Source organism: Enterococcus sp. 12F9_DIV0723 (assembly GCF_002174375.1).
Lineage (GTDB): Bacteria > Bacillota > Bacilli > Lactobacillales > Enterococcaceae > Enterococcus_A > Enterococcus_A gilvus.
This window is the reverse complement of record NZ_NIBK01000001.1, coordinates 2,120,522-2,146,130: the sequence shown is the minus strand read 5'-3', so window position 1 is coordinate 2,146,130 and position 25,609 is coordinate 2,120,522. Positions and strand designations below refer to the sequence as shown.

Here is a 25,609-nt window from a genome sequence, read left to right as displayed (position 1 = left end):
TCCAGATGAATTGGACGACGATATGGAGTCATGCACATCGCGGGATTGCCGGACACAGCCCATCAGAAAGGGCGGTTCATTTAACATTGCGGCAAATTGCTCCAGTAAAGAGCCTTCGTTTTGTGTTTGCGAATACCTATGGCAGTCATACCCAGCAGATTCAAGAGCTGACGGTGATCACCAATGAGCAGCAGCAGCGTATTCCTGATTTTTCTCTTTCCCCTGGTGAGGTAGTGACGACAGCGCCCGTGACGATCGACTCTTCAGCAAGAAAATGGCAGCTTCATTATCGAACGAATAGGAGTGAGAGCGGCTTTCCGGCAATCGACGCGGACTTTTTAGCAAGCCCTGAGTCAGCCGATTTTTGTTCAGGACTCGCGGCAATCGAAGCAGTGGTCGAAGGCACCTGTGTCCTTGCCTTGGGGGATTCCTTGACCGAGGGGGCAACTTGGACGACTCCCTTGCAGCGCACGTTGCGAAAGCAGAATATTTTTCTCGTCAATCAAGGAATCAATGGCAGTCGCTTGCTAGAGGCGGCCAGCGATCAGCCTACAACGGAAACGCAGCGGCTGTTTTACGGGTTCGCCGCGATGCAGCGGTTGCGTGCTAGTTTGGCGAGTCATCGGAATGTAAGTAAAGTGATTTTGTCCATAGGGATAAACGACTTGATCAACGGCGCGCTCACGTTGGCTTCCTTCCAAAAAGGGATCGATGATTTGATTCAGCTTTGTCAGGAGCAAAATTGCGCGTATCAGCTATGCACCTTGATGCCCTGCTTAGGGTATCCTGGAATGGATCAAAGAAAAGAAGCGGTGCGCCAAGAGATCAATCGCTGGCTGTTGGCAAATTATACCGATGTGTGGGATTTTTCAAGCATGGTTGAAAACGGTCAAGGCCAGCTAAATCCAATGTATGACAGCGGGGATCATTTGCATGTGAATGCAATCGCCGGCTTGACGATCGCACGGCAAATTTCTAGTGATTTTGTTAAAGGGGTGTAATCCCCTTTTTATTTTGTGCTGAGTTTGTTAGTATTTCTAGATAAGAAGGTGAATGAATGGAAAAAGAAAAACTACGGCAGCGTGCCATCACACGTTTGCAGGTCCTTGCGACGAAGGAAGAAAGACAGGCGCAAATCGAGCGGATCTACGAGCAGTTTTTCCGCAGCGACAGTTGGAAAACGGCCAACAGTATCGGGGTCACGATGGCGACATCCTTTGAGTTTCCTACCGCGTTAGTGATCCAACGGGCGCTTGAAGCGGGGAAACGAGTCGCTGTTCCCAAGTCTTTGCCTAAAGGTGAAATGGTCTTTCACTGGATTACGTCAGATTCGTCCTTTTACACGACCAATTTTGGTGTTGATGAACCCGCTCACGACGCAGTCGCTGAATCTCATGAGCTAGATCTATTGATCGTTCCCGGGCTAGTATTCAATCGGGCGGGGTATCGAATTGGCTTCGGCGGCGGGTACTATGATCGGTATTTGGCGGAGTATACAGGAAAGACGTGCAGCTTCGTCTTTGCGGAGCAATTGATGGAAGAGTGGCAGACCGAGTCCTTCGATCAGTCCATTCAGCAATTATTTCTTGCCTAGTTCGTTCCATTGAGAATCACAAAATGAGAGAGGTTGGTATATGAAAAGAGAGAAACCTTATGTAATGTATACCCTTTTTGCAATCAATACGGTTGTTTTTTTAATGCAATACCTGCTGCCTGGATTAGCGATCGAAAATCAATTGGGGATGTTTTCTCCGTCCATCGTTTTCCAGCATCAATATTGGCGGTTTGTGACCCCGATGTTCATCCATTTCGGCTTGACGCATTTTGCCTTGAATGGGGTCGTCCTCTATTATATGGGTCAGCAATGTGAAGCGATTTTTGGTCATGTCCGTTTCGCGATCGTTTACTTGTTGAGCGGCGTGATGGGGAACTTCGCAAGCTTCGCCTTCAATCAGCCGACCACCTTGTCAGGCGGCGCGAGCACGGCGATCTTTGGCTTGTTTGGTGCTTTTTTGGTCATCGGAATGCACTATCGCGACAACGGAGCCGTCCAAGCACTAACACGGCAATTTGCTTTGTTTATTTTGATGAACCTCGTCTTCGGGTTATTTGATTCAACGATCGATATTTGGGGACATCTAGGAGGAATCATCGGAGGGGCGCTGACAGGCTGGACTGTTGCTGTGCCACACGCCCAAGACCGTTTTTCTACTCGAGCACGGGTGACGTCCGGGATGTTCTTCATTTTTGCGATCGTCCTGTTTGTCTTTTTCGGGCTAAGAAAATTTAATCTATTTCTATGAGGACTGGCGGGCAGAAATGTCCGCTTTTTTTATGAAAGAAGGCGTAGTGTATGAGATATCTAGCATTGTTTCGCGGGATTAATGTAGGTGGAAAAAATAGTGTCAAGATGCAGGAATTGAGAGAACTGTTCTTAGAGCTGGGCTTCAAAGACGTTCGCAGCTATATCCAAAGCGGGAATATCGTCTTTTCCAGTGACAGTGAATTGGAAAAAATTTCAGAGGACGTGAGCGCAGGCTTTTTAGAACGGTTCGGTTTTTCTGTACCTGTCATTTATCGCAGAGCGGAAGAAATGTCTTCGCTGGTACAAAAGCTTCCCTTTACAAAAGAAGAGATCGCGGCAGCGGAAAGTACAGACCCAAAGGTAGCCCATCTCTATGTTTATTTTTCCGGTTCAGACATGGGAAAGCAAACGCTGACAGACGTGGGGGAAACTGTGGTGATTGCAGCGAAGGATGGCTATTATTTAACAGAAAAGAGTATTCGTTTTTCAAAATTGGTATCAAGATTGCAGCGTCTATCGGACGATCTGACCGCACGAAATTGGAGGACGATCGTCAAATTGGCAGCGATGCTGGAGGAATGAGCAGGCTTCGATTTGCGAGGGAGGACACAATGCTATAAAATGGAACAGGAATTGTCCTTTAAGAAGAAAGAAACAAGGAAAATAAAAATCGGACTATAAAAAAGGAAGATTTTTCTGTATAATATTAGGGATGTGGTTTGGTGGAAAGTTTATACGATGTGCAGCAGCTGCTAAAACAATTCGGGATCTATGTTTACGTAGGCAAGCGGATCTACGATATTGAATTGATGCAGATCGAATTAAAAAATTTATATGAAAGTCGCGTGATTGATCGTGACACGTATTTACGAGGTTGGGCCATTTTAAAACGAGAACATCACATTGAAGAAAGTCGAGAAGGTGACTAGAGTGGATAAAAAATTATTAGGTATTGACCTAGGCGGGACAACCGTAAAATTCGCTATCTTAACAGAAGCTGGCGAAATTCAGCAAAAATGGAGTATTGAGACAAACATTTTAGATGACGGTTCGCATATCGTGCCGAACATCATTGATTCAATCAACCATCATTTGTCTTTATATGGAATGACACCAGAGCAATTTGAAGGAATCGGCATGGGAACACCCGGCAGCGTCGATATCGAGGCGGGAACAGTCATCGGTGCCTATAATTTGAACTGGACCACCTTGCAGCAAGTAAAACGTGAAATCGAAAAAGGAACAAAGATCAAATTCAGTATCGACAATGACGCCAATGTGGCAGCATTGGGCGAACGCTGGAAAGGTGCTGGCGACAACGAACCTGACGTGATCTTCATCACATTAGGAACAGGTGTTGGCGGCGGGATCGTTATGAACGGTCAATTGCTTCACGGAATCGCTGGCTGTGCCGGTGAGATCGGACACGTCACAGTGGACCCTAACGGTTTTGAGTGTACGTGTGGCAAGCGCGGCTGTCTGGAAACTGTAGCAAGCGCAACCGGCGTGGTACGTGTAGCACGTCAATTGGCGGAGGAATACGCAGGCGGCTCACAATTAAAAGCGCGTCTAGACAATGGGGAAGACATTACAAGTAAAGATGTTTTCGAGTTGGCTGAAAAAGAGGGCGATGACCTTGCATTAATGGTCGTTGATAAAGTGACATTTTATCTAGGTCTGGCTTGTGGGAATCTTGGAAATACACTGAACCCATCAACGATCGTTATCGGCGGCGGCGTTTCTGCGGCAGGCGAATTCTTGCGCAGCCGCGTAGAGAACTATTTCAAAGAGTTCACGTTCCCGCAGGTTCGTGAAAGCACGAAAATCAAGTTAGCAGAATTGGGCAATGAAGCCGGAGTCATCGGCGCTGCTTCATTAGCTAAATAGATAAAAAGGGTAGAGGGGAATCAAGTTATGTCAATTTGGTGGAAAATCAATATCGTATTAATCGCGGTACTTGTTTTATTTGGTCTGTATGAGCTGGTCGTTCGAATCATGATGCGACGTTCCGCAAAAATCATCACGCAAGAAGAATTTCAAGCAGGAATGCGTAAAGCGCAAATCATTGATGTCCGTGAACGAGATGAATTCAACGCAAAGCATATTTTAGGCGCGCGCAGCTTCCCATTCAGTATGTTTAAAGAAACGTATGCCTCTTTGCGAAAGGATCAACCGATTTATATTTATGATCAAAACAAAGCAGTCAGTGCCCGTGCGGCAAATCTGCTTCGCAAAAAAGGATACACAGATCTGTACATTCTTAAAGGCGGTATTCAAGAGTGGACTGGGAAAGTGAAACAGAAAAAAGTGGATTAACAACAAACGGCTGACCAAGTGTCCAGCCGTTTTTTCACGTTTATCAGTGGTAGAGGATACGGCTGATTCAATTGACGAGGCATTGTTTTATGCTTATTATGGAAGTTGAGAAACTTCTCATGTAAGTATCTTGAAAAGTTTGCTGTATAGAAACATCAAATAAATGTCTGTAAAAAGCACTGCGGACAATTTATCAACAGGTTAGGAGAGAATTATGAGTATAAAATTGGTTGCGATAGATTTAGACGGAACATTGCTGAATGACCACCACGAGATCAATCAGCCTGTAGTGGCGAGCATCAAGGCAGCTCGAGAAGCAGGGATTTATGTCGTTCTTTCAACCGGCCGCCCGTTATCCGGTACAAGAGCACAACTCGAGGTTCTAGGACTAAATCAGCTGGATGATTACATCATTACCTACAATGGTGCGTTAGTATTGAACACCAATACTTGGGATGTGGTAGCTGAACACAATTTAACGCGAGAAGATTATTTGGAAATTGACTGCCTGGCCCGGTCACTCGATGTGCATTTGCATCTTGCAGATAAAGAGTCGATGTACACAGCCAACCGCGACATCAGTCCTTACACGATTTTAGAGTCGTATTTAGTAAATATGCCGCTTCATTATCGGACACCTGAAGAAATCGCGAAGAACGTGCTGGCCGTAAAAATGATGATGATCGATGATCCAGAGATTTTAGGCGAGGCCTTCAAAAAAATTCCAAAAGAATTATTTGAAAAATATACGATTGTTCGAAGCACACCGTACTTCATTGAAGTATTGAATGCAAATGCCAGCAAAGGCATGGCATTGAAAGAGTTGAGTGAACATTTAGGCCTTGAGCCTTCAGAAGTGATGGCCATCGGGGATGCAGAGAATGATCTGTCTATGATCGAATTCGCCGGCACGGGCGTGGCGATGGGAAATGCCAGTGAGACGGTGAAGGCCGCTGCGGATTACACAGTAGCAACGAATTTGGAAGACGGCGTAAAGGAAGCATTTGAGCGCTGGGTATTAAAATAAGTCATACAGCTTCTGATGATTCCGTCATCAGAAGCTTTTTTAATTTGCTTATTTCCCCATTTTTCACTACTCTAAAAGAAAGGAATCTATCGAAAAATGAGGAATGTGTATGAAAAGAATCGCAATTATCGGGGCAGGCCCTTACGGCTTGATCGTTTTGGACCGTCTGATCAAGCAAGCACCCAAAGAAGAAAAAGTAGAACTGCTGCTATTTGATCCTGATGGCCCCGGAGGAAATATCTGGCGCAAAAATCAAAGTGATCAAGTAATCATGAATACCGTCATGCAGCATGTCACCTTGTTTTCTGAAGACGAAGGCCCAAATTTAGCAGAGTGGAACAAGACAGAAGCGCCGGAGTATCTCTCTTCTTTTGATCAAGTGGACTCTTTTTCAGCAGAGAGGGCACTTGGAAAGAATGATTATTGCCAACGGCGGTACTATGGTGTCTACCAAAGCTGGTTTTTCGACCAGCAACAGAAGCATTTACCAGAAAATGTTACGGTTACTTTAATCAAAGAGCGGGTGGTTGATCTGACTGAGGAGGAGACGGGGATTTCGTTGACAGCAGATCGTGTCTATCACGTCTCTGATGTGGTCCTGGCAACGGGACATTCCGCAAATTCCCTCAATGAGGAGGAAGCGGAAAATAAAGCTTACGCGCAAGCACACGGACTCTTTTACCAAGAACCGGGGAATCCCTCCGACACCCCGCTTGAGGAGCTTCCTACAAGTGATTGTGTGATCCTTCGAGGGTTAGGATTAAGCTTTTTTGATTATATTGCTTTGTTTGTCGCTAAATGGGGCGGCCGCTTCATGGAAGAACAAACGGGATTGAACTATGAACCTACGGGAAAAGAGCAGCAGCTGATCGTTGGTTCAGGCAGAGGGTTGCCTTACCATGCGCGTCCCGATAATCAAAAGGAGCCTGGCGAAGATGCGCAGCCGCAGCTATTGACTCAACCGTTCATGGAAGCCTTTGACGGCGGCGTGGAGGCTCTGGTTGATTTATTACGAAAAGAAGCCGAATTGGCGTATTATGAAATAAAATTAGCCGACACGGCAATCGATGAAACGACCTTTTTACGGGAATACCGCAAAGGCGATCGGAAAGCTGTTTTAACGAAGTATCGAATTCCTGATGCGCTTCGATTGGACTGGTCCTCGCTTTTTGATCCGGCAAAAGAAGTCTCAGCGACAGAATTTCCAGCGTTTATCCAAACCTATTTAAAAAAAGACATTGAAGAAGCGGAGTTGGGCAATGAAACAGGCGCCATCGCCAAGGCGATAGATACGTACAAAGAAGTGCAGGAGCCCTTCAACGATATGCTGGATCAAGAAAGATTTTCACCAAAGGACTACTATGAAAAATTTTTCGGCCGCTTCAATCGGAACTACAGTTTCTTGACGATCGGTGCGCCCGTGATTCGCCAAAAGCAGTTATTGGCATTGGTGGAAGCCGGCGTGGTGACATTTTTAGCGCCTGAGATGGTGGTGGAAAGAAAGAACAAAAAATTTATTACCTACAGTAAGAAGGACCCTGAGCGGACATTTGTCGGAAGCAGCTTGATCGAGGCGCGGTTGCCTGCAACGAGCTTCACACGCACGAAAAATCCGCTGCTGATCCAAATGCGTGAAAAAGGCTATTCGGCGCCACATCAAATAAGCTTTGACGGGAAAGACCATCCGACCGGAGCGATCAAGGTTCAACGCCAGACACATCAACTCATCACTCAAAGCGGGCGGGTCATGTCTTGTATTTATTGCTACGGCATCCCGTTGGAAGGCTTGGACTGGCTGAATGCGACCTCGCCACGTCCTAAAAGCGACGACCGCATTTTCAAATTAGCGAATCGCATCACACGATCAATCTATAAATAGAAAAAAGAAAGCCGATTTGGCTTTCTTTTTTTTAACGAGCGATCCGTTTTCTACGTGCTTTTTTACGATTTTCATCGATTTTTGTTTCTTTTTCTTCGATCGGGTCGATCACTTTCTTTTTCACACCCATCACCACGCCTGCAACTACTACCGCCGCAGCAAAAGTACCAGTAACGAATCCTGAAGCAAATTTACGCATCGTTTCATCACTCCTTTCTCAGTTATAAGGAATGTACTTCCCACAGAGAAATACATTAGCTTTTCACATTAGACGTCCATAAACTGTCGCTTTCGATCAGGTTCTTTTACCGAGAAAAATCTCTAAAGGAGCCTCTAAAGAATCAAAAAAGCCAGCGCTCTTTTAACAAAAGAGAACGTCTTCTTCCATACCTCCATTATGAAGCAAAATCAAAAAAATAGAAAGTTTAATGAATGGGAGATTCGCTTGCATTTATTTAGTAAACAAACTATAATTTGTTTACTAAATAAAAATGACAGGAGACAATCAAATGGCAATTTTAGTTTTAGGCGGTGCAGGATATATCGGTTCTCATACAGTGGATAAGCTGGTTTCTCAAAATTATGAGGTTGTCGTAGTAGATAATTTATTAACGGGGCATCGCAAGGCAGTCCATCCAAAAGCTACATTCTATGAAGGCGATTGCCGCGACAAGACGTTTATGCGAGACGTTTTTACGAAAGAATCGATCGAAGGGGTCGTTCATTTTGCCGCAAGCTCGTTAGTTGGCGAGTCAGTGGAAAAGCCATTGAAATATTTTAACAACAATGTGGTGGGCATGGAAAGCTTATTGGAAGTGATGGAAGAATCCAAAGTGAAAAACATCGTCTTTTCTTCTACAGCAGCGACCTATGGTGAACCCGGTGTCTCGCCGATCACAGAAGAAGTAGCCACAAATCCAACCAACCCTTATGGCGAAAGCAAGCTGATGATGGAAAAAATGATGAAATGGTGCGACAACGCCTATGGGATGCGGTATGTGGCATTACGCTATTTCAACGTCGCTGGCGCAAAAGCCGATGCAAGCATTGGTGAAGACCATGATCCGGAAACGCATTTGGTACCGATCATTTTACAGGTGGCATTGGGCCAGAGAGACCATTTGACGATCTTTGGCGAGGATTATGATACGCCGGACGGTACATGTATCCGTGACTATGTGCAAGTAGAAGATTTAGCGGCTGCTCATATTTTAGCGCTAGAATATTTAAACGCTGGAAATCCAAGTAATTTCTTCAACCTCGGTTCAAACAATGGCTATTCCGTCAAAGAAATGCTGGATGCCGCTCGCGAAGTGACCGGAAAAGAAATTGCCGCGGAGGTTGGTCCACGTCGAGCAGGAGATCCAAGTCGTTTGGTGGCTTCAAGCGAGAAAGTCAAAGAAACATTGGGCTGGAATCCAGAATATACAGATATCAAAGCGATCATTGAGACCGCGTGGAACTGGCATGTCAGTCATCCACATGGCTATGAAGACTAGGAGGAAGTCACGTGTCGATCAGTCAAACAATTAGAGATTTTACCACATTAGCTATTCAGTCAGGCGGATGGATGGAGATGGATCGTTTCTATTTAGAAAACCGTGTCATCGCCATGATCGGTGAGGAGTCCCTTGCCAAAGCGGAACTTCGCAGTGTTTCAACAAGCGCTGTTACGCTAGTCGATCGCCTGTTGATCCAAGCAGAGAACAATCAACTAATCACAGACCACCAGGCGGAGCGAGATATGCTAGAGGCACAATTGATGGACCTGATGACACCGCCGCCGTCTGTCGTGAATGCGTATTTTGCTCAGTATTATTCGAAAGATCCTGTCCAAGCGACAGATTATTTCTTTAAACTCAGCAAAGACAACGACTACATCAAAACGCGGGAGATCGCGCGGAACATCATTTTTCCTGCGAAAACGGAATATGGCGAGCTAGAGATCACGATCAATTTGTCAAAACCAGAAAAAGACCCAAAATGGATCGCCGCGGAACGGAAGCTGAAGAAAGTCGGGTATCCGGAATGCATGCTGTGTATGGAAAATGAAGGCTACAAGGGCCGATTGAACTACCCGGCACGAACCAATCACCGGATCATTCGAATGAATCTCGATGGCGAAAGCTGGGGATTCCAATATTCGCCGTACGCTTATTATGACGAACACTGCATTATTTTGTCAGAGGAGCATCGCCCGATGAAAATCACAAAGGCGACCTTCCAGCGATTGTTAAAAATTACAGAAGTCCTGCCTCATTATTTTGTGGGATCAAATGCCGACCTGCCAATCGTTGGCGGATCGATTCTCTCTCATGACCATTACCAAGGCGGACGTCACACATTCCCTATGGCGGTGGCTGATATGGAACGAATGATTGAATTGTCAGCTTTTCCAACTGTTACGGCAGGAATCGTCAAGTGGCCAATGTCTGTGATCCGTTTGCAAGGGAAGAGCCAGCGTGACTTAGTTGAAGCCGCTCAAATGATTTTTGAGAAGTGGCAAGTGTATTCGGATGATGCCTTGCAGATTACAGCAGCATCAGAAGATGGCACGCCGCATCATACGATTACTCCGATCGCGCGCCGAAAAGAGGGGCTTTTTGAAATCGATTTGGTTTTGCGGGACAACAATGTTTCTGAGGAATTTCCAGAGGGTATTTTCCACCCGCATCCTGATGTACAGCACATCAAGAAGGAAAACGTCGGATTGATTGAAGTGATGGGTCTTGCTGTGTTGCCGCCACGTTTGGAACCAGAGCTTAAAGAAGTAGAAAAGTATTTATTGAATGAGGCGAATGAAATCGCCGAGTATCATATGGCGTGGGCGGATGAATTAAAACGCGTCAATACGATCACCCAAGAAAATGTTACAGAAGTCGTTCAAAAAGCAGTTGGCGCTGCGTTTGCCCGTGTATTAGAAGATGCGGGTGTCTTTAAACGAGACGTTGAAGGACAAGAAGGCTTTACCCGCTTTATCAATACGTTGTAGAAGGGAGCCGCGATGGCAACTATTCGAGATATTGCAAAGCTGGCTGGTGTGTCACCGGCCACCGTTTCCCGTGTATTAAATTACGATCAAGAATTATCCGTCGCTCACGAAACGAAGCAGCGTATCTTTGAGGTGGCGGAGGAATTGAACTACACCAAGCACAAACGCGCCAACAAAATAAGCAAATCGGTGATTCGGCTGGTCCAGTGGTACGATGAGGCCGAAGAGCTTGCGGATCTTTATTATTTATCCATTCGATTAGGCATCGAAAAAAAAGCCGAAGAATTAAACATTCAGATTCGGCGAGAGGCGCTGACAGAATTATCAGATGCTCAGGTTACGGGAACGATCGCTCTGGGAAAGTTTGATGCAGAGCAGATACGACAGTTGAAGAATTTAGATGAGAATTTATTGTTTGTGGATTTCGATGGAATGAGTCAAGGAATCAATTCGCTCGTCGTCGATTTTGATCAAAGCGTGGATCTGGTGATTGATTCATTTGTCCAACGCGGGCATCAAAAAATAGGTATTCTTTCTGGCGAAGAGCAGACCAAGCATCATTTTCAGCCGATCGAGGACCCGCGGCTGCGTGCATTTAAAACAAAGATGCAGCAAATCAATTTGTACAAGCCGGAATTTACGATGACGGCCGCCTTTTCAATGGAAGCTGGGAAAGCCGCGATGACGACTTTTTTAGCTGACAACCAAGAGTTTCCAAATGCCTTGTTTGCTTCAAGTGACGCTCTGGCTGTAGGAGCGATGCAAGCGATCCAAGAATTTGGACTGCGGGTCCCAGAGGACATCTCGGTGATCGGGTTCAACGATGTCAGTGTTGCAAAGTATGTTTCTCCCGCATTGTCGACGGTGAAGGTAGAGACAGAGTGGATGGGGGAATTGGCGGTAATGACCGTCTTGGAGTTAGCTAGAGAGGGTGCGCCTGTCCCAAGAAAGATCATGCTGGGGACAAAGCTGATTCAACGAGATTCGACCAACTAGGGTTTCATCAAATTTGCTTCAACGAAATGGCTATTACAAATGGAAAGTCAAACGCCTTTTTACTATCTTTTTAGAAAGTAAAATAGCTGTTTGGCTTTTCATTTGTAAAGTTTTTTGTTAAAAGACTTTTCAAATGTTTTTTGCTGTTTAAAAATCTAAGGAAAGCAAATCGGGTTTGTGTTAAAATATGGCTATCTTAAATGCGAGGAAATGAACTTTTATGAAATTACTAGTGATGGATACATCGAATCAAACATTAGCCGTAGCGGTCTTAGAAGACGAGAAAGTACTGGCACACTTTCAATTGAACCGAAAAATGAATCACAGCTTGACTTTGATGCCAGCGATCGAATCGGTCATGCAGGCAAGTGGACTGACGCCCGCTGATTTGGATCGAATCGTTGTAGCAAAGGGACCAGGTTCTTACACAGGTATCCGAATCGCGGTAACGACTGCGAAAACACTGGCAGAAACATTGAAAATCCAGTTGACGACTGTGTCGAGTCTGGCAGTTATCGCAGGAAATGTTCAAACTGAAAAAGTTATTATTCCTCTGATCGACGCCCGCCGGAACAACGTGTACGCAGGCGCCTATCGCTGGGAACAAGGAAAATTAGTCTCTGTTATGGCGGATCAGCATATGTCATTGACAGACTTATTGCAGAAGATTCAGGAACCGGCATTTTTTGTCGGTGAGACAGCTAAGTTTAAACAAGAAATTAACGCCGCATGGCCGACTGCGGAGGTTTCTGAAGCAGACGAGCAAAATCTTCCAAGCGGGATCGTACTTGGAAAATTAGGCTTTCTCGCAAAACCCGTTGACGATATTCATGGATTGGTACCAGAATATCTGAAGCGCGTGGAGGCGGAAGAAAAATGGCTAGAGACACATCAACCTGAGGATGAGGACTATGTTGAAAAAATTTAGCGGGTTCGTTAAGACGATTTTGTACGGGAAACAATATCCTTTTACTTCAAAGTACGTGAAGTTGAAGGAGGAGGAATACCTGCTGCGAAAAATTAACGACCAGGACATCAAAGAGCTGATTGCCTTGGAGCGAGATGTTTATTTTGGCGAGACGCCATGGACGAAAAGTGCATTTTTGTCAGAGATCCACTCACCGATCCCGCATCTATATATTTGTATTGTAACGAAGAAAGAGGAGCTTGCCGGCTTTATCGGCAGCCGCTTGATCGGAAATGATACGCATATTACGAACATCGCAGTTGGAACATCTTTTCAAAATCGCGGGATCGGAATGCTGTTGATTGACGAAGTAGAAAAATTCGCTATAATGAACGATTGTGAAACACTCTCGCTGGAGGTGCGTTTAAGCAATACAGATGCGCAGCGATTGTATCGTCGGTTGGGTTTTTCTGCCCGGAACATTCGCAGAAACTATTACACCGAGAATAATGAAGATGCGCTGGATATGATCAAGCGGTTGGAAGTGGGATAAAGATGAACGAGTTAGCAAACGTATATTGGGAAATCAGCCAGGCGGCCTATACATTTGATTCGCCGTGGTCAGCAGACCAATTTGCCAGTGATATGATGCAACCTCATAGCCATTATTTCACTGAAGGAACGGAAGTCCTCGCATTCTTGGGCTTTCATCAGGTATGTGATGAAATCGAGATTACCAATATTGCTGCGAAAGTAAAAGGTCAAGGTCTCGGACGTCGCTTGATGACACGTCTGATCACCCACGCAGCAGCAGAAAATATAGCGAGTATTTTTTTAGAGGTGCGTGCTTCGAACCAAGAGGCGCGTCTTTTTTATGAAACATTTGGCTTTCAAGAAATAGGAAAGCGGAAAAATTATTATCAGCACCCCCAAGAGGATGCAGTGCTGATGGCTTTGAAAGTAGGAAATGCAGATGAATGAAACGGAATTGATTCTAGCGATCGAGAGCAGCTGCGACGAAACCAGTGTCGCAGTGATTGAAAATGGCGAAACCATTCTATCAAATATTGTGGCTTCGCAAATAAAAAGTCACAAACGTTTTGGCGGTGTCGTGCCTGAAGTTGCCAGCCGGCATCACGTGGAGCAGATTACGATTTGTATCGAAGAAGCGCTGAGTGAAGCAGGCGTTGAAGCGAGCGACCTTCGAGCCGTAGCGGTTACTTATGGACCAGGGCTAGTCGGCGCGCTGTTGATCGGATTAAGTGCAGCGAAAGCTTTTGCTTGGGCGAATGGTTTGCCTTTGCTCCCGATCAATCACATGGCGGGACACATTTATGCTGCCCGTTTGGTCGAACCACTGGTGTTTCCTTTGATGGCTTTGCTTGTTAGCGGAGGACATACCGAGCTTGTCTATATGAAGGAAGACGGGTCTTTTGAGATCATTGGTGAAACACGCGATGATGCTGCTGGGGAAGCCTACGATAAAGTAGGGCGTGTACTAGGATTAAGTTACCCGAGCGGAAAAGAGATAGATGAATTGGCGCATCAAGGAGAAGACACCTATGACTTCCCCCGTGCAATGCTGAAGGAAGATAATTTTGATTTCAGCTTTAGCGGCTTGAAAAGTGCATTTATCAATTTGACTCACAATGCAGAACAACGCGGCGAAGTGCTGGATCATCAAAATCTAGCAGCAAGCTTTCAAGCAAGTGTGGTGGAGGTGCTTGTTTCAAAAACGATCAGAGCCTGCAAAACGTACCCAGTCAAGCAATTGATTGTAGCTGGTGGCGTGGCGGCGAATAAAGGCCTTCGCGAGCAGATGGCTGCGGCGATCGAGAAAGAGCTGCCTGATGTGAAATTGATCGTGCCGCCGCTGCGCTTATGTGGTGACAACGCCGCGATGATTGGTGCTGCTGCACATGTGGAATTACAAAAACACCACTTTGCTGGGATGAGCTTGAATGCCAATCCAAGTTTGGCTTTTCAGCATATCTAGATTTTCTAAGTCAAGCTTTTCCATAGAAAAGGATTTGGATCAAGGAGCAGGCAGTCCATCTAGTCTTTCAATAGAGAAAAAATCAGTCAGTGAAGTTCAAATGAAAAGTCTTTTTAAAAAATACTTTACAAATGTAAAGCCAAACCGTTTTTTACTTTCGATTTGAAAAGTAAAAACAGGTTTGGCTTTTTTTATAGATAGAGGAATAATCAAGGTGTTTTAGCGATCGTTAATGATTATAGCGAAGTTGATAATTTTTTTAAAGCGTCGTTGCAAGTGCAGTGACCTGTAAATTAAATCGAATCAAACTGTCCCAAGTGAAATAGAAGTAAGGCTCCCTCAAAAATGCTTGAGGAGGCTTTTTTTATGGAAGATGCTCAGAATGTGGTTGTAATTTCATATTTATTCAGTTATCATGAATAAAAATAATGTTTATCAGATGATATCGAATGAATATTCAAAAATGGAGGAGTTAAGATGGAAAATATTTTTCAAGGGAAAAGCTTTTTGAAAGAGATTGATTTTACTAAAGATGAATTGCTCTACTTGATTGATTTCGCCGCACATTTAAAAGAATTGAAGCAAAAGAATTTGCCGCATACTTATTTAGCGGGAAAGAACATTGCCTTATTGTTTGAAAAAACATCCACACGAACACGGGCCGCCTTCACAACAGCTGCTATCGACTTAGGCGCGCATCCTGAATATTTAGGGAAAAATGATATCCAATTAGGGAAGAAAGAGTCCGTCGAAGATACGGCGAAGGTTTTAGGAAGTATGTTTGATGGGATCGAGTACCGCGGCTTCTCTCAGGAGGCGGTGGAAGCATTAGCCGAACATTCAGGCGTCCCGGTATGGAATGGATTGACAGATGAATGGCACCCGACGCAAATGCTGGCTGACTTCTTAACGATAAAAGAACATTTTGGCACATTAGAAGGATTGACGTTAGCTTATGTAGGCGATGGGCGCAACAATGTCGCAAATTCGCTGCTGATCACCAGTGCGATCTTAGGGGTGAATATCTCGATCGTCACACCAGAGAAGCTATTTCCTGAACAACAATTGATTCGTCTTGCTGAGCAGTATGCCGAAGCATCGGGAGCGAAAGTTCTTGTCACGGCTGATTCAGATCAAGGCGTGGCACAAGCAGATATTATTTACACGGATGTTTGGGTATCCATGGGTGAGGAAGAGGCTTTTGAGGAGCGTATTGAGTTATTGCTGCCGTATCAAGTCAATCAAGAATTGATGGAAAAAACACAAAAAGCAGAAACGATTTTTCTGCATTGTTTGCCAGCGTTTCATGATATAGAAACCGAAGTAGCAAAAAAAATCAAAGAAAACTACGGGTTGGCTGAAATGGAAGTGACGGACGAAGTCTTTCGCGGAAAGAACGCCTACCAATTTCAACAAGCTGAAAATCGGATGCATACCATCAAAGCGGTGATGGCTGCCACTTTAGGAAATCTATTTATTCCTAAAGCATAAAATCTCCCTCTCGACTAGTCAGATGACGATTTTTCTGTTAATATGAATGCCAGATAAATCATTCATCAATGAAAAAAGAGAAGTCTATGGTCTGTTTTTCAGCGAGTTCGGGTAGGTGGGAGCCGAATAGACAAAAATAGAGGGCGCACTTTTGAGATGAAACGGCAGCTACCGTTATAGCCTAAGCTGGTCGCATGCGACAATAAGAGTGGTACCGCGGGAATTCTCGTCTCTGATGTATTTTATACATCAGGGACTTTTTTTGTGAGCATCACTTTGAATGGTTAACGAATACGATGTCTTAATGATCGATCCAGACTTATTTTTGTGAATAGATCCAAGCATACAGAATATATTAGGGGGAATTTTGGATGAATAATAAAGAAATCGTCGCACAAGCTGTTTTTGAAGTAGTGAAAGAAAATCTCACGTTGCCGGAAGTAGAACGTTTATTGGAAAATCCTAAATCAGTTGACCACGGAGATGTGGCATTTCCAACATTCGCCTTGGCGAAAGTGTTTCGTAAAGCGCCGCAGCAAATTGCGGCAGAGCTAGCTGAACAAATCAATCCTGATGCTTTTGAAAAGATTGAGGTCGTAGGTCCGTATCTAAACTTCTTTATGAAAAAGGAAGTTATTTCAAGCATGGTCTTGAAACAAATCGCTAAAGAAGCACATCATTTTGGGGACAGCAATATTGGAAATGAAGGCAACGTAACGATCGATATGTCTTCTCCAAATATCGCTAAACCTATTTCAATGGGACACTTGCGCTCCACTGTGATCGGAAATTCCATCAGTTTGATCTTGGGCAAGATCGGGTATAACCCAATCAAAATCAATCATCTTGGTGACTGGGGCACACAATTCGGTAAATTGATCGTAGCCTATAAAAAATGGGGTTCAGAGGAGAAAGTGAAAGCTGAACCGATCAATGAATTGCTGCGTCTATATGTAGAATTCCACGAAAAAGCAGAAGAAGAGCCTGAACTAAACGATGAAGCACGCGCTTGGTTCAAAAAATTAGAAGAAAACGACGAAGAAGCATTAGATTTATGGACATGGTTCCGCAGCGAGTCGCTAAAAGAATTTAATAAGATCTACGGAATGCTGGAAGTTGATTTTGATTCTTACAATGGAGAAGCTTTCTACAACGATAAGATGGATGAAGTTGTAACGATGCTGGAAGAAAAGCACCTGCTGCAAACTAATGAAGGGGCAGAGATCGTAGACCTTGAAAAATATGACTTGAATCCAGCCTTGATCAAAAAATCAGATGGCGCGACATTGTATATTACGCGTGACTTGGCAGCCGCTCTTTACCGTAAACGTGAATACAATTTTGTTAAGTCCCTCTATGTGGTGGGAAATGAACAAAGTGGTCATTTTAAACAATTAAAGGCTGTTTTAAAAGAAATGGATTTTGATTGGTCAGATGAAATGATCCATGTACCATTTGGTTTGATCACTAAGGATGGCAAAAAATTATCTACCCGTAAAGGCAAGATCGTTCTATTAGAAGAAGTGCTGAATGAAGCAAATAGTCTTGCTTTGAACCAAATTCAAGAAAAAAATCCGGATCTTCCAAATAAAGAGGAAGTGGCACACCAAGTGGGCGTTGGCGCTGTGATTTTCCACGACTTAAAGAATGACCGCTTAAACAACTTCGACTTCAGTTTGGAAGAAGTGGTTCGTTTTGAAGGGGAAACAGGCCCATACGTACAATACACACATGCGCGTGCAATGACTGTTTTGGAAAAAGGAAACTTCACCATTGATACGGAGGCTGTTTATGCCTTGAATGATAAAGATAGCTGGGAAATCATCAAGCTGCTGCAAAGCTATCCAGAAATAGTCATGCAAGCGGCGGACCAATACGAACCATCCGTGATCGCAAAGCACTCGATTCGATTGGCTCAAGCATTTAATAAATACTACGCTCACACAAAAATTCTAGTAGAAGACGATCAAAAAGAGGCACGACTTGCATTGGTCCACGCGGTGACTGTCATTTTGAAAGAAGATCTTCGTCTATTAGGTGTTCATGCCCCAAATAAAATGTAATTTTTCATCTCTCCAGATGAGACAGTACCGTTAAAATGAATGATGAACGAATAAAAAAGCCAAACACTCTTTTTCTTTCTAACTTGAAAGTAAAAAGTCGTTTGGCTTTTTTTGTCACGTAGTTATCTAAAATAAGGGTCCATTTGATCTAGCTAAAAATGGAGGTGTTCGTCGGATCTTGTAAAAAAGCAGTGACTTGTTGAGCGTCTTCAGCAGTTCTAGAAATAATAATGATCGTGTCGAAGCTGGCCATCGTTGCGACGATCAACTCACTAGAAAGATCGTCTAATACGGAAGCTAACAAGTGCGCATTGTCTGGCAATGTGCTGACGATCGTCATGAATTGAACCGTATCGACTTTGACGATGACTTCTGTGGTCATCCGAATCAACCGTTTGATGTCGTCATCATCCGTAGAAACCTGTTGTTCTTGAAACAATTCAAAACGCGGCTTTCCAGATTCATCAATGGTCTTTACGATTTTTAGATCGCGGATATCACGCGAAATAGTCGCTTGAGTCGCTGAAACCTGGTGGTGCTGCAGGTGATCCATCAATTCATTTTGATTGCGAATAGGATTTTCTGTAATGATTTTTTTAATTAATTCATGTCGGTCTTTTTTGCGCATAAAAAAACTCCTTAGTTATATGTAATGAAGGAACGTTTCTAAAGCTTTCCAGCTCCAGCAGCCTATAAGCCGCAAGAAGAGGGATGTTCAGAAAAAAACTTTAGAAAAGAGCATCGATAAAATGATAATTATGCACTCAGTATAGCAGAAAAAGCTTTTTTAATCAGTATTCCTTTATAAATATTAATTCATGAAGTACTAAATAAAAAAGATTGATTTATCAAAAAGAGTCTTGTATAATTACTAATTGTGTGTGGGCGACTATGCACATAAAATCCACATTCTGACTTGATTTGTAAGGCGGTGCTGCTTGTCAGTTCCTTATAAAGAAGAGAGCAGGAGAGGAAAACAAAAAACCAATTGGAGGAAACACAAATGTCAGTATTGTCTATGAAACAATTACTAGAAGCCGGCGTACACTTTGGTCACCAAACACGTCGCTGGAACCCAAAAATGAAGAAATATATCTTCACAGAAAGAAACGGAATCTACATCATTGACTTGCAAAAAACAGTCAAATTAGTAGATGCAGCTTACGACTACATGAAAGATGTTGCTGAAGACGGCGGCGTTGCATTGTTCGTAGGTACAAAAAAACAAGCTCAAGAAGCAATCAAAGAAGAAGCTGTCCGCGCTGGTCAATACTATGTAAACCACCGTTGGTTAGGCGGAACTTTAACTAACTGGGACACTATCCAAAAACGTATTGCTCGTTTGAAACAAATCAATGCAATGGAACAAGACGGTACTTTTGAAGTATTGCCTAAAAAAGAAGTTGTTGGTTTGAATAAAGAACGTGAACGTTTAGAAAAATTCTTAGGCGGTATCGCTGATATGCCTCGCATCCCTGATGTTATGTATATCGTTGATCCTCGTAAAGAACGTATCGCTGTTCAAGAAGCACACAAATTAAACATTCCAATCGTTGCTATGGTTGATACAAACTGCGACCCAGATGAAATCGACGTAGTAATCCCTTCAAACGATGATGCGATTCGTGCCGTGAAATTAATCACTGCTAAAATGGCTGATGCGTTCATCGAAGGTAATCAAGGTGAAGATCAAGTAGCTGAAGAAGACTTCGTAGCTGAAGATGGCGGACAAGCCACTTCAATCGAAGAAATCGTTGATGTAGTGGAAGGCGACAACGCTTCTACTGAATCAGCTGAATAATTTCGTAGCATATGCTGCTTCAAAGTAAATATATTCCTTTGAAGCAGCTTTTTTAGAAAAACTAAGGAGGCCCTTAAAATGGCAGACGTAACAGCTAAAATGGTAAAAGAACTACGCGACATGACCGGCGTAGGTATGATGGATGCAAAACGTGCATTAGTAGAAGTAGAAGGCGACATTGAAAAAGCTGTTGATCTTTTACGTGAAAAAGGTATGGCTAAAGCAGCGAAGAAAAATGACCGTATTGCCGCTGAAGGTTTGGCTTCAGTTGCGATCCACGGAAATACTGCTGCAATCGTAGAAGTGAACTCTGAAACAGACTTTGTTTCTAAAAATGAAATGTTCCAAGACCTAGTAAAAGAAATCGCAGCATTAGTTGCTGAACACAAACCAGCTGACATGGATGCAGCAATGAAATTAACAAACGCTAAAGGCGAAACGTTAGAAGCTGCTCTAATCGAAGCAACACAAGTAATCGGTGAAAGAATCAACTTCCGTCGTTTTGAAGTTGTTGAAAAAGACGATAACGCAGCATTTGGCGGCTATTTACACATGGGCGGACGTATTGCTGTTTTAGCTCTATTAAACGGTACAACTGACGAATCTGTTGCAAAAGACGTTGCGATGCACGTTGCTGCAATCAACCCTCGTTACGTAAACGAAAGCCAAATCCCTGATTCAGAATTAGAACACGAAAAAGCTGTTCTAACTGAACAAGCATTGAATGAAGGCAAACCAGCAAACATCGTTGAAAAAATGGTGATTGGCCGTTTGAACAAATTCAAAGCAGAAATCGCTTTGGTTGACCAACCATTCGTTAAAGATCCTGACATGACTGTTGAAAAATATGTATCTTCTAAAGGTGCGACAGTTGAAAGCTTCGTTCGTTTCGAAGTTGGCGAAGGTATCGAAAAACGTGAAGATAACTTTGTTGAAGAAGTTATGAACCAAATCAAAAAATAATTCTGTTTTTAAAACAGTCGGGAACGCACGAACGATGTGCGCTCCCTTTTTTTAAGCAAATTCAAATTTGGCTCGCTTCAAAGACAGAGTATGCTAAAATATCATTAGAGTGACAGTGGAGGTATTGAGATGAATGAACCAAAGTATAAACGTGTAGTATTGAAACTAAGTGGAGAAGCCTTAGCAGGGGATGAAAAATTTGGGATCAATCCACCCGTGATCAAGGAAATCGTTGAAGAAATCAAAGAAGTTCATGATCTAGGAATCGAGATGGCCATCATCGTCGGCGGCGGAAACATTTGGCGTGGACAGATTGGTGCCCAAATGGGAATGGAACGTGCACAAGCAGATTATATGGGAATGTTAGCGACTGTAATGAATGCATTAGCGTTGCAGGATGCATTGGAAAATATTGATGTACCGACTCGTGTTCAAACATCGATTGAAATGCGTCAGATCGCAGAACCATATATTCGTCGTAAAGCAGAACGCCACCTTGAAAAAGGCCGGATCGTGATCTTTGCAGGTGGAACGGGGAATCCTTACTTCTCAACGGATACAACTGCGGCATTGAGAGCAGCAGAAGTCAATGCTGACGTCATCTTGATGGCAAAAAATAATGTCGATGGTGTTTATTCAGCTGATCCAAAACTTGATGAAAATGCGGTGAAATTTGAAGAATTGACGCATTTGGATGTCATTTCTAAAGGCTTGCAAGTGATGGATTCAACTGCTAGCTCGTTAAGCATGGACAATGATATTCCGCTTGTTGTCTTTAATTTGAATGAACAAGGAAATATTAAACGTGTTGTACTCGGTGAAAACATCGGTACGACTGTGAGGGGGAAATAGCATGGCAGATGAAGTAATGAACGCAGCAAAAGACAAAATGAAAAAGGCACAAGAAGCCTTGCAACGTCAATTAGGTCAAATTCGTGCAGGACGCGCGAACGCAAGCCTGCTTGATCGCATCACTGTTGATTATTATGGTGTGCCGACACCTGTGAACCAAATGGCTTCCATCACGATTCCAGAAGCCCGCGTCTTAATGGTGACACCATTTGACAAAAATATGATCACTGACGTGGAAAAAGCGATCATGGCGAGCGATATTGGCTTAAATCCAGCGAATGACGGAAATGTCATTCGTCTAGTGATTCCACAATTAACGGAAGAACGTCGTAAAGAATTAGCGAAAGAAGTAAAGAAAGAGTCTGAAGGTGCGAAAGTCGCTGTTCGTAACATTCGTCGTGATGCGATGGATGAGTACAAAAAGCAACAAAAAAATGGCGATTTGACAGAAGACGATTTGCGCAGTGTTGAAAAAGACATCCAAGCGTTGACGGATGACAACATCAAAGCGATCGATTCGATCGTGGCTGAAAAAGAAAAAGAATTGTTAGAAGTTTAATTTTCAAAAACCTGAAGAGTCTTTCTTCAGGTTTTTTGTTGTGTACATAGACAGAGTACTAGCTGGAAATTCATTGAAAAACCCTAAAGGTATTTAATTTTCATAGGAATACCCGCATTTTATTGTTATAATGGCAGATGACTTTTCAAAAGTATTTTTAATTTGTTAACTCAATAAAGGAGGAAAAAAACATGGTGTTACGATTTTTTCCACAAAAGCAAAAATACACACCAGAGGAATCGTCCTTCGTTTTCGATCCAGAAGGAGCTGTCCCAAAACACATTGCGGTTATCATGGACGGCAATGGCCGATGGGCGCAAAACCGCCGTTTGCCGCGGATCGCTGGTCATAAAGAGGGTATGGAAACAGTAAAAAAAATTACAAAGCATGCCAATCGGTTGGGTGTAAAGGTTTTGACACTCTATGCTTTTTCAACGGAAAATTGGAAACGTCCTGAAGAAGAAGTGAGCTTTTTGATGCAGCTGCCGGTAGATTTTTTTGATACATTTGTGCCAGAATTAATCGAAGAAAATGTCCAAGTCCACGTAATGGGCTACGAAGAATACTTGCCTTCACATACGCAAGACGCAGTGAAGCGTGCCATCGAACAAACTGCGCAAAACGACGGGCTTGTTTTAAATTTTGCCTTGAATTATGGGAGCCGCGCGGAGATCATTACGGCAATTAAACAGATGGCAAATGAGGTCAAAGAGGATGAATTGGACATCGAAACCATTGATGATGATGTCGTAGGCGAACATCTAATGACCGGTTTTCTGCCAAAAGAATTAAGAGATCCCGAGCTGGTTGTTCGAACAAGCGGTGAAGAGCGGATCAGCAACTTTTTATTGTGGCAGTTGGCGTACAGCGAATTGTACTTCACAAAAGCACTATGGCCAGATTTTGATGGCGACCATTTAGAGGCAGCGATCGCTTCCTTTCAGCAAAGAAATCGTCGTTTTGGCGGATTGAATAAGGATATTCGTACCACGTGATCATTCAGCTCTTTAGCTGAAGAAGGTACCGTGGTAAACAAATTATTATTTTAATAGAAACAAGGGGGATGAACAATGAGGCAGCGAGTCATTACAGCGGTCGTCGCATTAGCGATCTTTATACCGATCTTGTACGTTGGCGGGATCGCCGTAGAATTAGCGGCAGCAGTACTAGCTGGGGTAGGTGTCTATGAGCTATTTCGAATGAAGGGTCTTGCGATCCTAAGTTTTGAAGGAGTACTTTCTATTTTAGGCGCAGTCTTTTTAGTTTTACCAGCGGAACGCTGGATGCCATTTTTAAGTGGTTCTAACAGCAACTTTTTATTATTTTATTTAACAGTGATGATTATCCTAGGATTTTCTGTTGTGTCTAAAAATACCTACACGATCGATGAAGCGGGTTTTCCGGTCGTCGCTAGTTTATATGTAGGTGTTGGGTTTCAGAATCTAGTCACGGCTCGTGCGGATGGTCTGCCTATTCTGCTTTTCGCATTCTTTGTTGTTTGGGCAACAGATATTGGGGCATATATGGTAGGACGCCAAATAGGAAAGCATAAACTTTGGCCGGATATTTCACCAAACAAGACGATTGAAGGCGCGCTTGGAGGGATTGCCAGCGCAGTGGTCGTCGCTGTTGTTTTCTTTTTAGTCCAACCAAATATATTCCAGCACAATTTAGTGACGATGATCCTCTTTACAATTGTATTCTCAGTTGTGGGTCAATTTGGCGATCTTGTTGAATCAGCAATCAAACGTCATTACGGAGTAAAAGACTCAGGAAACATCTTGCCAGGACACGGTGGGATTTTAGACCGGTTCGACAGCATGTTGTTTGTTTTTCCGATGATGCACTTATTAGGGGTATTTTAAAAAGAGCGGAGACGCTCTTTTTTTTCGTGCTTGAATATATGAAACGATTCAAAGAAGCTCAGTTGTTAATAATCCCGCAAGGCAAAAAATAAAAAGCTGTAAATGATTTGATAAGCAAGTCTTGAGTTATTCACGGACTTTTTTTAAATTTTCTATGAAATGATTGGGAAAGGAATATCTTTTTGACAGACTATGATAAACTATTTCTAAGAAACTAGTGAAGGTAGGAAAATTATGCGTACGATTATTACATTTTTAATCGTTTTTGGTGTCCTGGTGATCGTTCACGAATTTGGACATTTTTTCTTTGCGAAACGTTCAGGTATTTTAGTTCGAGAATTTTCAATCGGTATGGGACCAAAACTGATTGCTCATATGGGAAAAGACGGGACCACTTATACATTGCGTTTATTGCCAATTGGCGGATACGTACGAATGGCTGGACTGGAAGACGAAGAGACCGAATTAAGTCCGGGTATGCCGTTATCAGTTGAGCTGACACCGAAAAATGAAGTAAAACGAATCAACGTCAGCAAAAAGATCCAATTGCCTAACAGCATCCCGATGGAGCTTATTTCAGCCGACTTGGTGGATGATTTGACGATCAAAGGCTACATCAATGGTGATGAAAGCCGAGAGACTACGTATCAGGTGCAACATGATGCGACAGTCATTGAAGAAAATGGGACAGAAGTTCGGATCGCTCCGAGAGATGTTCAATTTCAATCAGCGAAATTAGGCTCGCGTATTTTGACCAATTTTGCAGGACCAATGAATAATTTCATTTTGACGATCCTGCTGTTTATTGTACTGGCCTTTTTACAAGGCGGGGTGGCTGACTATAGCACTAACCAAATCGGGACGGTTCAGGCAGACAGCCCCGCAGCTGTTGCCGGGGTTAAAGATCACGATGCGATCGTATCTGTGGACGGCAAAAAGATTTCTTCTTGGGATGATCTGACGGACACTGTCACGAAAAAACCAGGAAAAGAGTTAGCTGTTGTCATTGAACAAGACGGCAAAGAAAAAACCGTGCAAATGACACCGAAAAGTGTAGAGAGTAATGGACAAAAGGTCGGTCAGATCGGTGTGAGCCCCTTCATGAAGACTGGGGTTGGCGATAAGATCGTTGGAGGATTCACTCAATCTTGGGATTTAATGAAACGTATTTTTGGCGCTCTAGGCTCACTTTTTACTGGCTTTAGTCTGGATAAGCTTGGCGGACCTGTGATGATGTATCAAATGTCAGCAGAAGCGTCACGTGCCGGAGTTAAAACAGTCATTTACTTAATGGCGCTGCTTTCAGTCAATTTGGGTATCGTCAACTTGCTGCCGATCCCAGCTTTCGATGGCGGGAAGATCCTACTGAATATCATTGAGGGACTTCGAGGGAAACCACTCGATCCAGACAAAGAAGGACTGATCACCATGATCGGCTTTGGTTTTATCATGCTTTTGATGATTTTGGTCACATGGAATGACATTCAACGTTTCTTTTTTTAAATGAAAGGATCGAAATTTTTTCGATCCTTTTTCTAATGCAATCATAAAAAAAAACAGGTATACTGAAACATACTTGAAAAAGTGAAGGAGATGT

At 43.4% G+C, this 25,609-nt stretch carries 27 protein-coding genes; 25 read left to right on the top strand and 2 right to left on the bottom strand.

What is annotated here, in order from left to right:
- The first annotated feature begins 5 nt into the window (after positions 1-5).
- From A5868_RS10185 to A5868_RS10145, 9 genes are all read left to right on the top strand, one after another.
- Positions 6-1,001, top strand: coding sequence for a GDSL-type esterase/lipase family protein (locus A5868_RS10185; protein WP_086303564.1), 996 nt, complete (start codon positions 6-8; stop codon positions 999-1,001).
- Between the two features lie 56 nt (positions 1,002-1,057).
- Positions 1,058-1,594: a 5-formyltetrahydrofolate cyclo-ligase gene (locus A5868_RS10180; RefSeq protein WP_086303565.1), complete on the top strand. Its 537-nt coding sequence runs from the start codon at positions 1,058-1,060 to the stop codon at positions 1,592-1,594.
- Positions 1,595-1,634: 40 nt separating this feature from the next.
- The gene (locus A5868_RS10175; protein WP_086303566.1) at positions 1,635-2,303 is read left to right on the top strand and encodes a rhomboid family intramembrane serine protease; all 669 of its coding nucleotides are present in this window, start codon (positions 1,635-1,637) and stop codon (positions 2,301-2,303) included.
- Positions 2,304-2,353: 50 nt separating this feature from the next.
- Positions 2,354-2,887 carry a DUF1697 domain-containing protein gene (locus tag A5868_RS10170; RefSeq protein WP_086303567.1) on the top strand — a complete coding sequence of 178 codons (534 nt, stop codon included), beginning with the start codon at positions 2,354-2,356 and terminating at the stop codon, positions 2,885-2,887.
- Positions 2,888-3,027: 140 nt separating this feature from the next.
- Positions 3,028-3,234, top strand: coding sequence for a YqgQ family protein (locus A5868_RS10165; protein ID WP_010780343.1), 207 nt, complete (start codon positions 3,028-3,030; stop codon positions 3,232-3,234).
- A 1-nt stretch (position 3,235) separates the two neighbouring features.
- On the top strand, positions 3,236-4,192 hold the full coding sequence (locus A5868_RS10160) for an ROK family glucokinase (protein ID WP_086303568.1): 957 nt from the start codon (positions 3,236-3,238) through the stop codon (positions 4,190-4,192).
- Positions 4,193-4,219: 27 nt separating this feature from the next.
- A complete protein-coding gene (locus A5868_RS10155) occupies positions 4,220-4,621 on the top strand; it encodes a rhodanese-like domain-containing protein (protein ID WP_010780345.1) in 402 nt (133 codons plus the stop codon).
- Between the two features lie 214 nt (positions 4,622-4,835).
- Positions 4,836-5,648 carry a sugar-phosphatase gene (gene yidA, locus A5868_RS10150; protein WP_086303569.1) on the top strand — a complete coding sequence of 271 codons (813 nt, stop codon included), beginning with the start codon at positions 4,836-4,838 and terminating at the stop codon, positions 5,646-5,648.
- A gap of 109 nt (positions 5,649-5,757) precedes the next feature.
- On the top strand, positions 5,758-7,527 hold the full coding sequence (locus A5868_RS10145) for an FAD/NAD(P)-binding protein (RefSeq protein WP_086303570.1): 1,770 nt from the start codon (positions 5,758-5,760) through the stop codon (positions 7,525-7,527).
- A 31-nt stretch (positions 7,528-7,558) separates the two neighbouring features.
- Here the strand turns inward: A5868_RS10145 and A5868_RS10140 are convergent, their stop codons facing one another.
- Entirely contained in the window at positions 7,559-7,726 is a 168-nt protein-coding gene (locus A5868_RS10140) for a DUF3042 family protein (protein WP_086303571.1), read from the bottom strand.
- A gap of 310 nt (positions 7,727-8,036) precedes the next feature.
- Here A5868_RS10140 and galE point away from each other — a divergent pair, with 310 nt between their 5' ends.
- The 9 genes from galE to argS all read left to right on the top strand — a co-directional run bounded on the left by galE (position 8,037) and on the right by argS (position 17,972).
- Positions 8,037-9,026 (top strand): UDP-glucose 4-epimerase GalE, encoded by a 990-nt coding sequence (gene galE, locus A5868_RS10135; RefSeq protein ID WP_086303572.1) that lies wholly within the window; start codon positions 8,037-8,039, stop codon positions 9,024-9,026.
- Positions 9,027-9,037: 11 nt separating this feature from the next.
- On the top strand, positions 9,038-10,519 hold the full coding sequence (galT, locus tag A5868_RS10130; protein WP_086303573.1) for a UDP-glucose--hexose-1-phosphate uridylyltransferase: 1,482 nt from the start codon (positions 9,038-9,040) through the stop codon (positions 10,517-10,519).
- A 12-nt stretch (positions 10,520-10,531) separates the two neighbouring features.
- Entirely contained in the window at positions 10,532-11,515 is a 984-nt protein-coding gene (locus A5868_RS10125) for a LacI family DNA-binding transcriptional regulator (protein ID WP_086303574.1), read from the top strand.
- Positions 11,516-11,735: 220 nt separating this feature from the next.
- Entirely contained in the window at positions 11,736-12,443 is a 708-nt protein-coding gene (gene tsaB / locus A5868_RS10120) for a tRNA (adenosine(37)-N6)-threonylcarbamoyltransferase complex dimerization subunit type 1 TsaB (protein WP_086303575.1), read from the top strand.
- Positions 12,427-12,975, top strand: coding sequence for a ribosomal protein S18-alanine N-acetyltransferase (gene rimI, locus A5868_RS10115; RefSeq protein ID WP_010780353.1), 549 nt, complete (start codon positions 12,427-12,429; stop codon positions 12,973-12,975). Before tsaB ends, rimI (A5868_RS10115) begins: the two co-directional genes overlap by 17 nt.
- Before the next feature lie 2 nt (positions 12,976-12,977).
- The gene (gene rimI, locus A5868_RS10110; RefSeq protein ID WP_086303576.1) at positions 12,978-13,403 is read left to right on the top strand and encodes a ribosomal protein S18-alanine N-acetyltransferase; all 426 of its coding nucleotides are present in this window, start codon (positions 12,978-12,980) and stop codon (positions 13,401-13,403) included.
- Positions 13,396-14,418 (top strand): tRNA (adenosine(37)-N6)-threonylcarbamoyltransferase complex transferase subunit TsaD, encoded by a 1,023-nt coding sequence (gene tsaD / locus A5868_RS10105; protein WP_010780355.1) that lies wholly within the window; start codon positions 13,396-13,398, stop codon positions 14,416-14,418. Before rimI (A5868_RS10110) ends, tsaD begins: the two co-directional genes overlap by 8 nt.
- 477 nt (positions 14,419-14,895) lie before the next feature.
- Positions 14,896-15,909, top strand: a complete 1,014-nt coding sequence (argF, locus tag A5868_RS10100) for an ornithine carbamoyltransferase (RefSeq protein WP_086303577.1) — start codon at positions 14,896-14,898, stop codon at positions 15,907-15,909.
- A gap of 371 nt (positions 15,910-16,280) precedes the next feature.
- Complete coding sequence (gene argS / locus A5868_RS10095; protein WP_086303578.1) at positions 16,281-17,972, top strand: arginine--tRNA ligase; 1,692 nt, start codon at positions 16,281-16,283, stop codon at positions 17,970-17,972.
- A 148-nt stretch (positions 17,973-18,120) separates the two neighbouring features.
- On the opposite strand, the gene A5868_RS10090 is transcribed toward argS, so the two are convergent.
- A complete protein-coding gene (locus A5868_RS10090; RefSeq protein ID WP_010780358.1) occupies positions 18,121-18,600 on the bottom strand; it encodes an arginine repressor in 480 nt (159 codons plus the stop codon).
- Between the two features lie 375 nt (positions 18,601-18,975).
- Here A5868_RS10090 and rpsB point away from each other — a divergent pair, with 375 nt between their 5' ends.
- The 7 genes from rpsB to rseP all read left to right on the top strand — a co-directional run bounded on the left by rpsB (position 18,976) and on the right by rseP (position 25,515).
- Entirely contained in the window at positions 18,976-19,773 is a 798-nt protein-coding gene (gene rpsB, locus A5868_RS10085) for a 30S ribosomal protein S2 (RefSeq protein ID WP_010780359.1), read from the top strand.
- A 78-nt stretch (positions 19,774-19,851) separates the two neighbouring features.
- Positions 19,852-20,736 (top strand): translation elongation factor Ts, encoded by an 885-nt coding sequence (gene tsf / locus A5868_RS10080; protein ID WP_010780360.1) that lies wholly within the window; start codon positions 19,852-19,854, stop codon positions 20,734-20,736.
- A gap of 129 nt (positions 20,737-20,865) precedes the next feature.
- Complete coding sequence (gene pyrH, locus A5868_RS10075) at positions 20,866-21,588, top strand: UMP kinase (protein WP_086303579.1); 723 nt, start codon at positions 20,866-20,868, stop codon at positions 21,586-21,588.
- 1 nt (position 21,589) lies between these two features.
- Positions 21,590-22,147, top strand: a complete 558-nt coding sequence (frr, locus tag A5868_RS10070) for a ribosome recycling factor (protein WP_086303580.1) — start codon at positions 21,590-21,592, stop codon at positions 22,145-22,147.
- A gap of 194 nt (positions 22,148-22,341) precedes the next feature.
- Positions 22,342-23,142 (top strand): isoprenyl transferase, encoded by an 801-nt coding sequence (locus A5868_RS10065; RefSeq protein WP_044926529.1) that lies wholly within the window; start codon positions 22,342-22,344, stop codon positions 23,140-23,142.
- A gap of 75 nt (positions 23,143-23,217) precedes the next feature.
- On the top strand, positions 23,218-24,012 hold the full coding sequence (locus tag A5868_RS10060; protein WP_010780364.1) for a phosphatidate cytidylyltransferase: 795 nt from the start codon (positions 23,218-23,220) through the stop codon (positions 24,010-24,012).
- Positions 24,013-24,246: 234 nt separating this feature from the next.
- Complete coding sequence (rseP, locus tag A5868_RS10055; protein ID WP_086303581.1) at positions 24,247-25,515, top strand: RIP metalloprotease RseP; 1,269 nt, start codon at positions 24,247-24,249, stop codon at positions 25,513-25,515.
- Positions 25,516-25,609 lie beyond the last annotated feature (94 nt).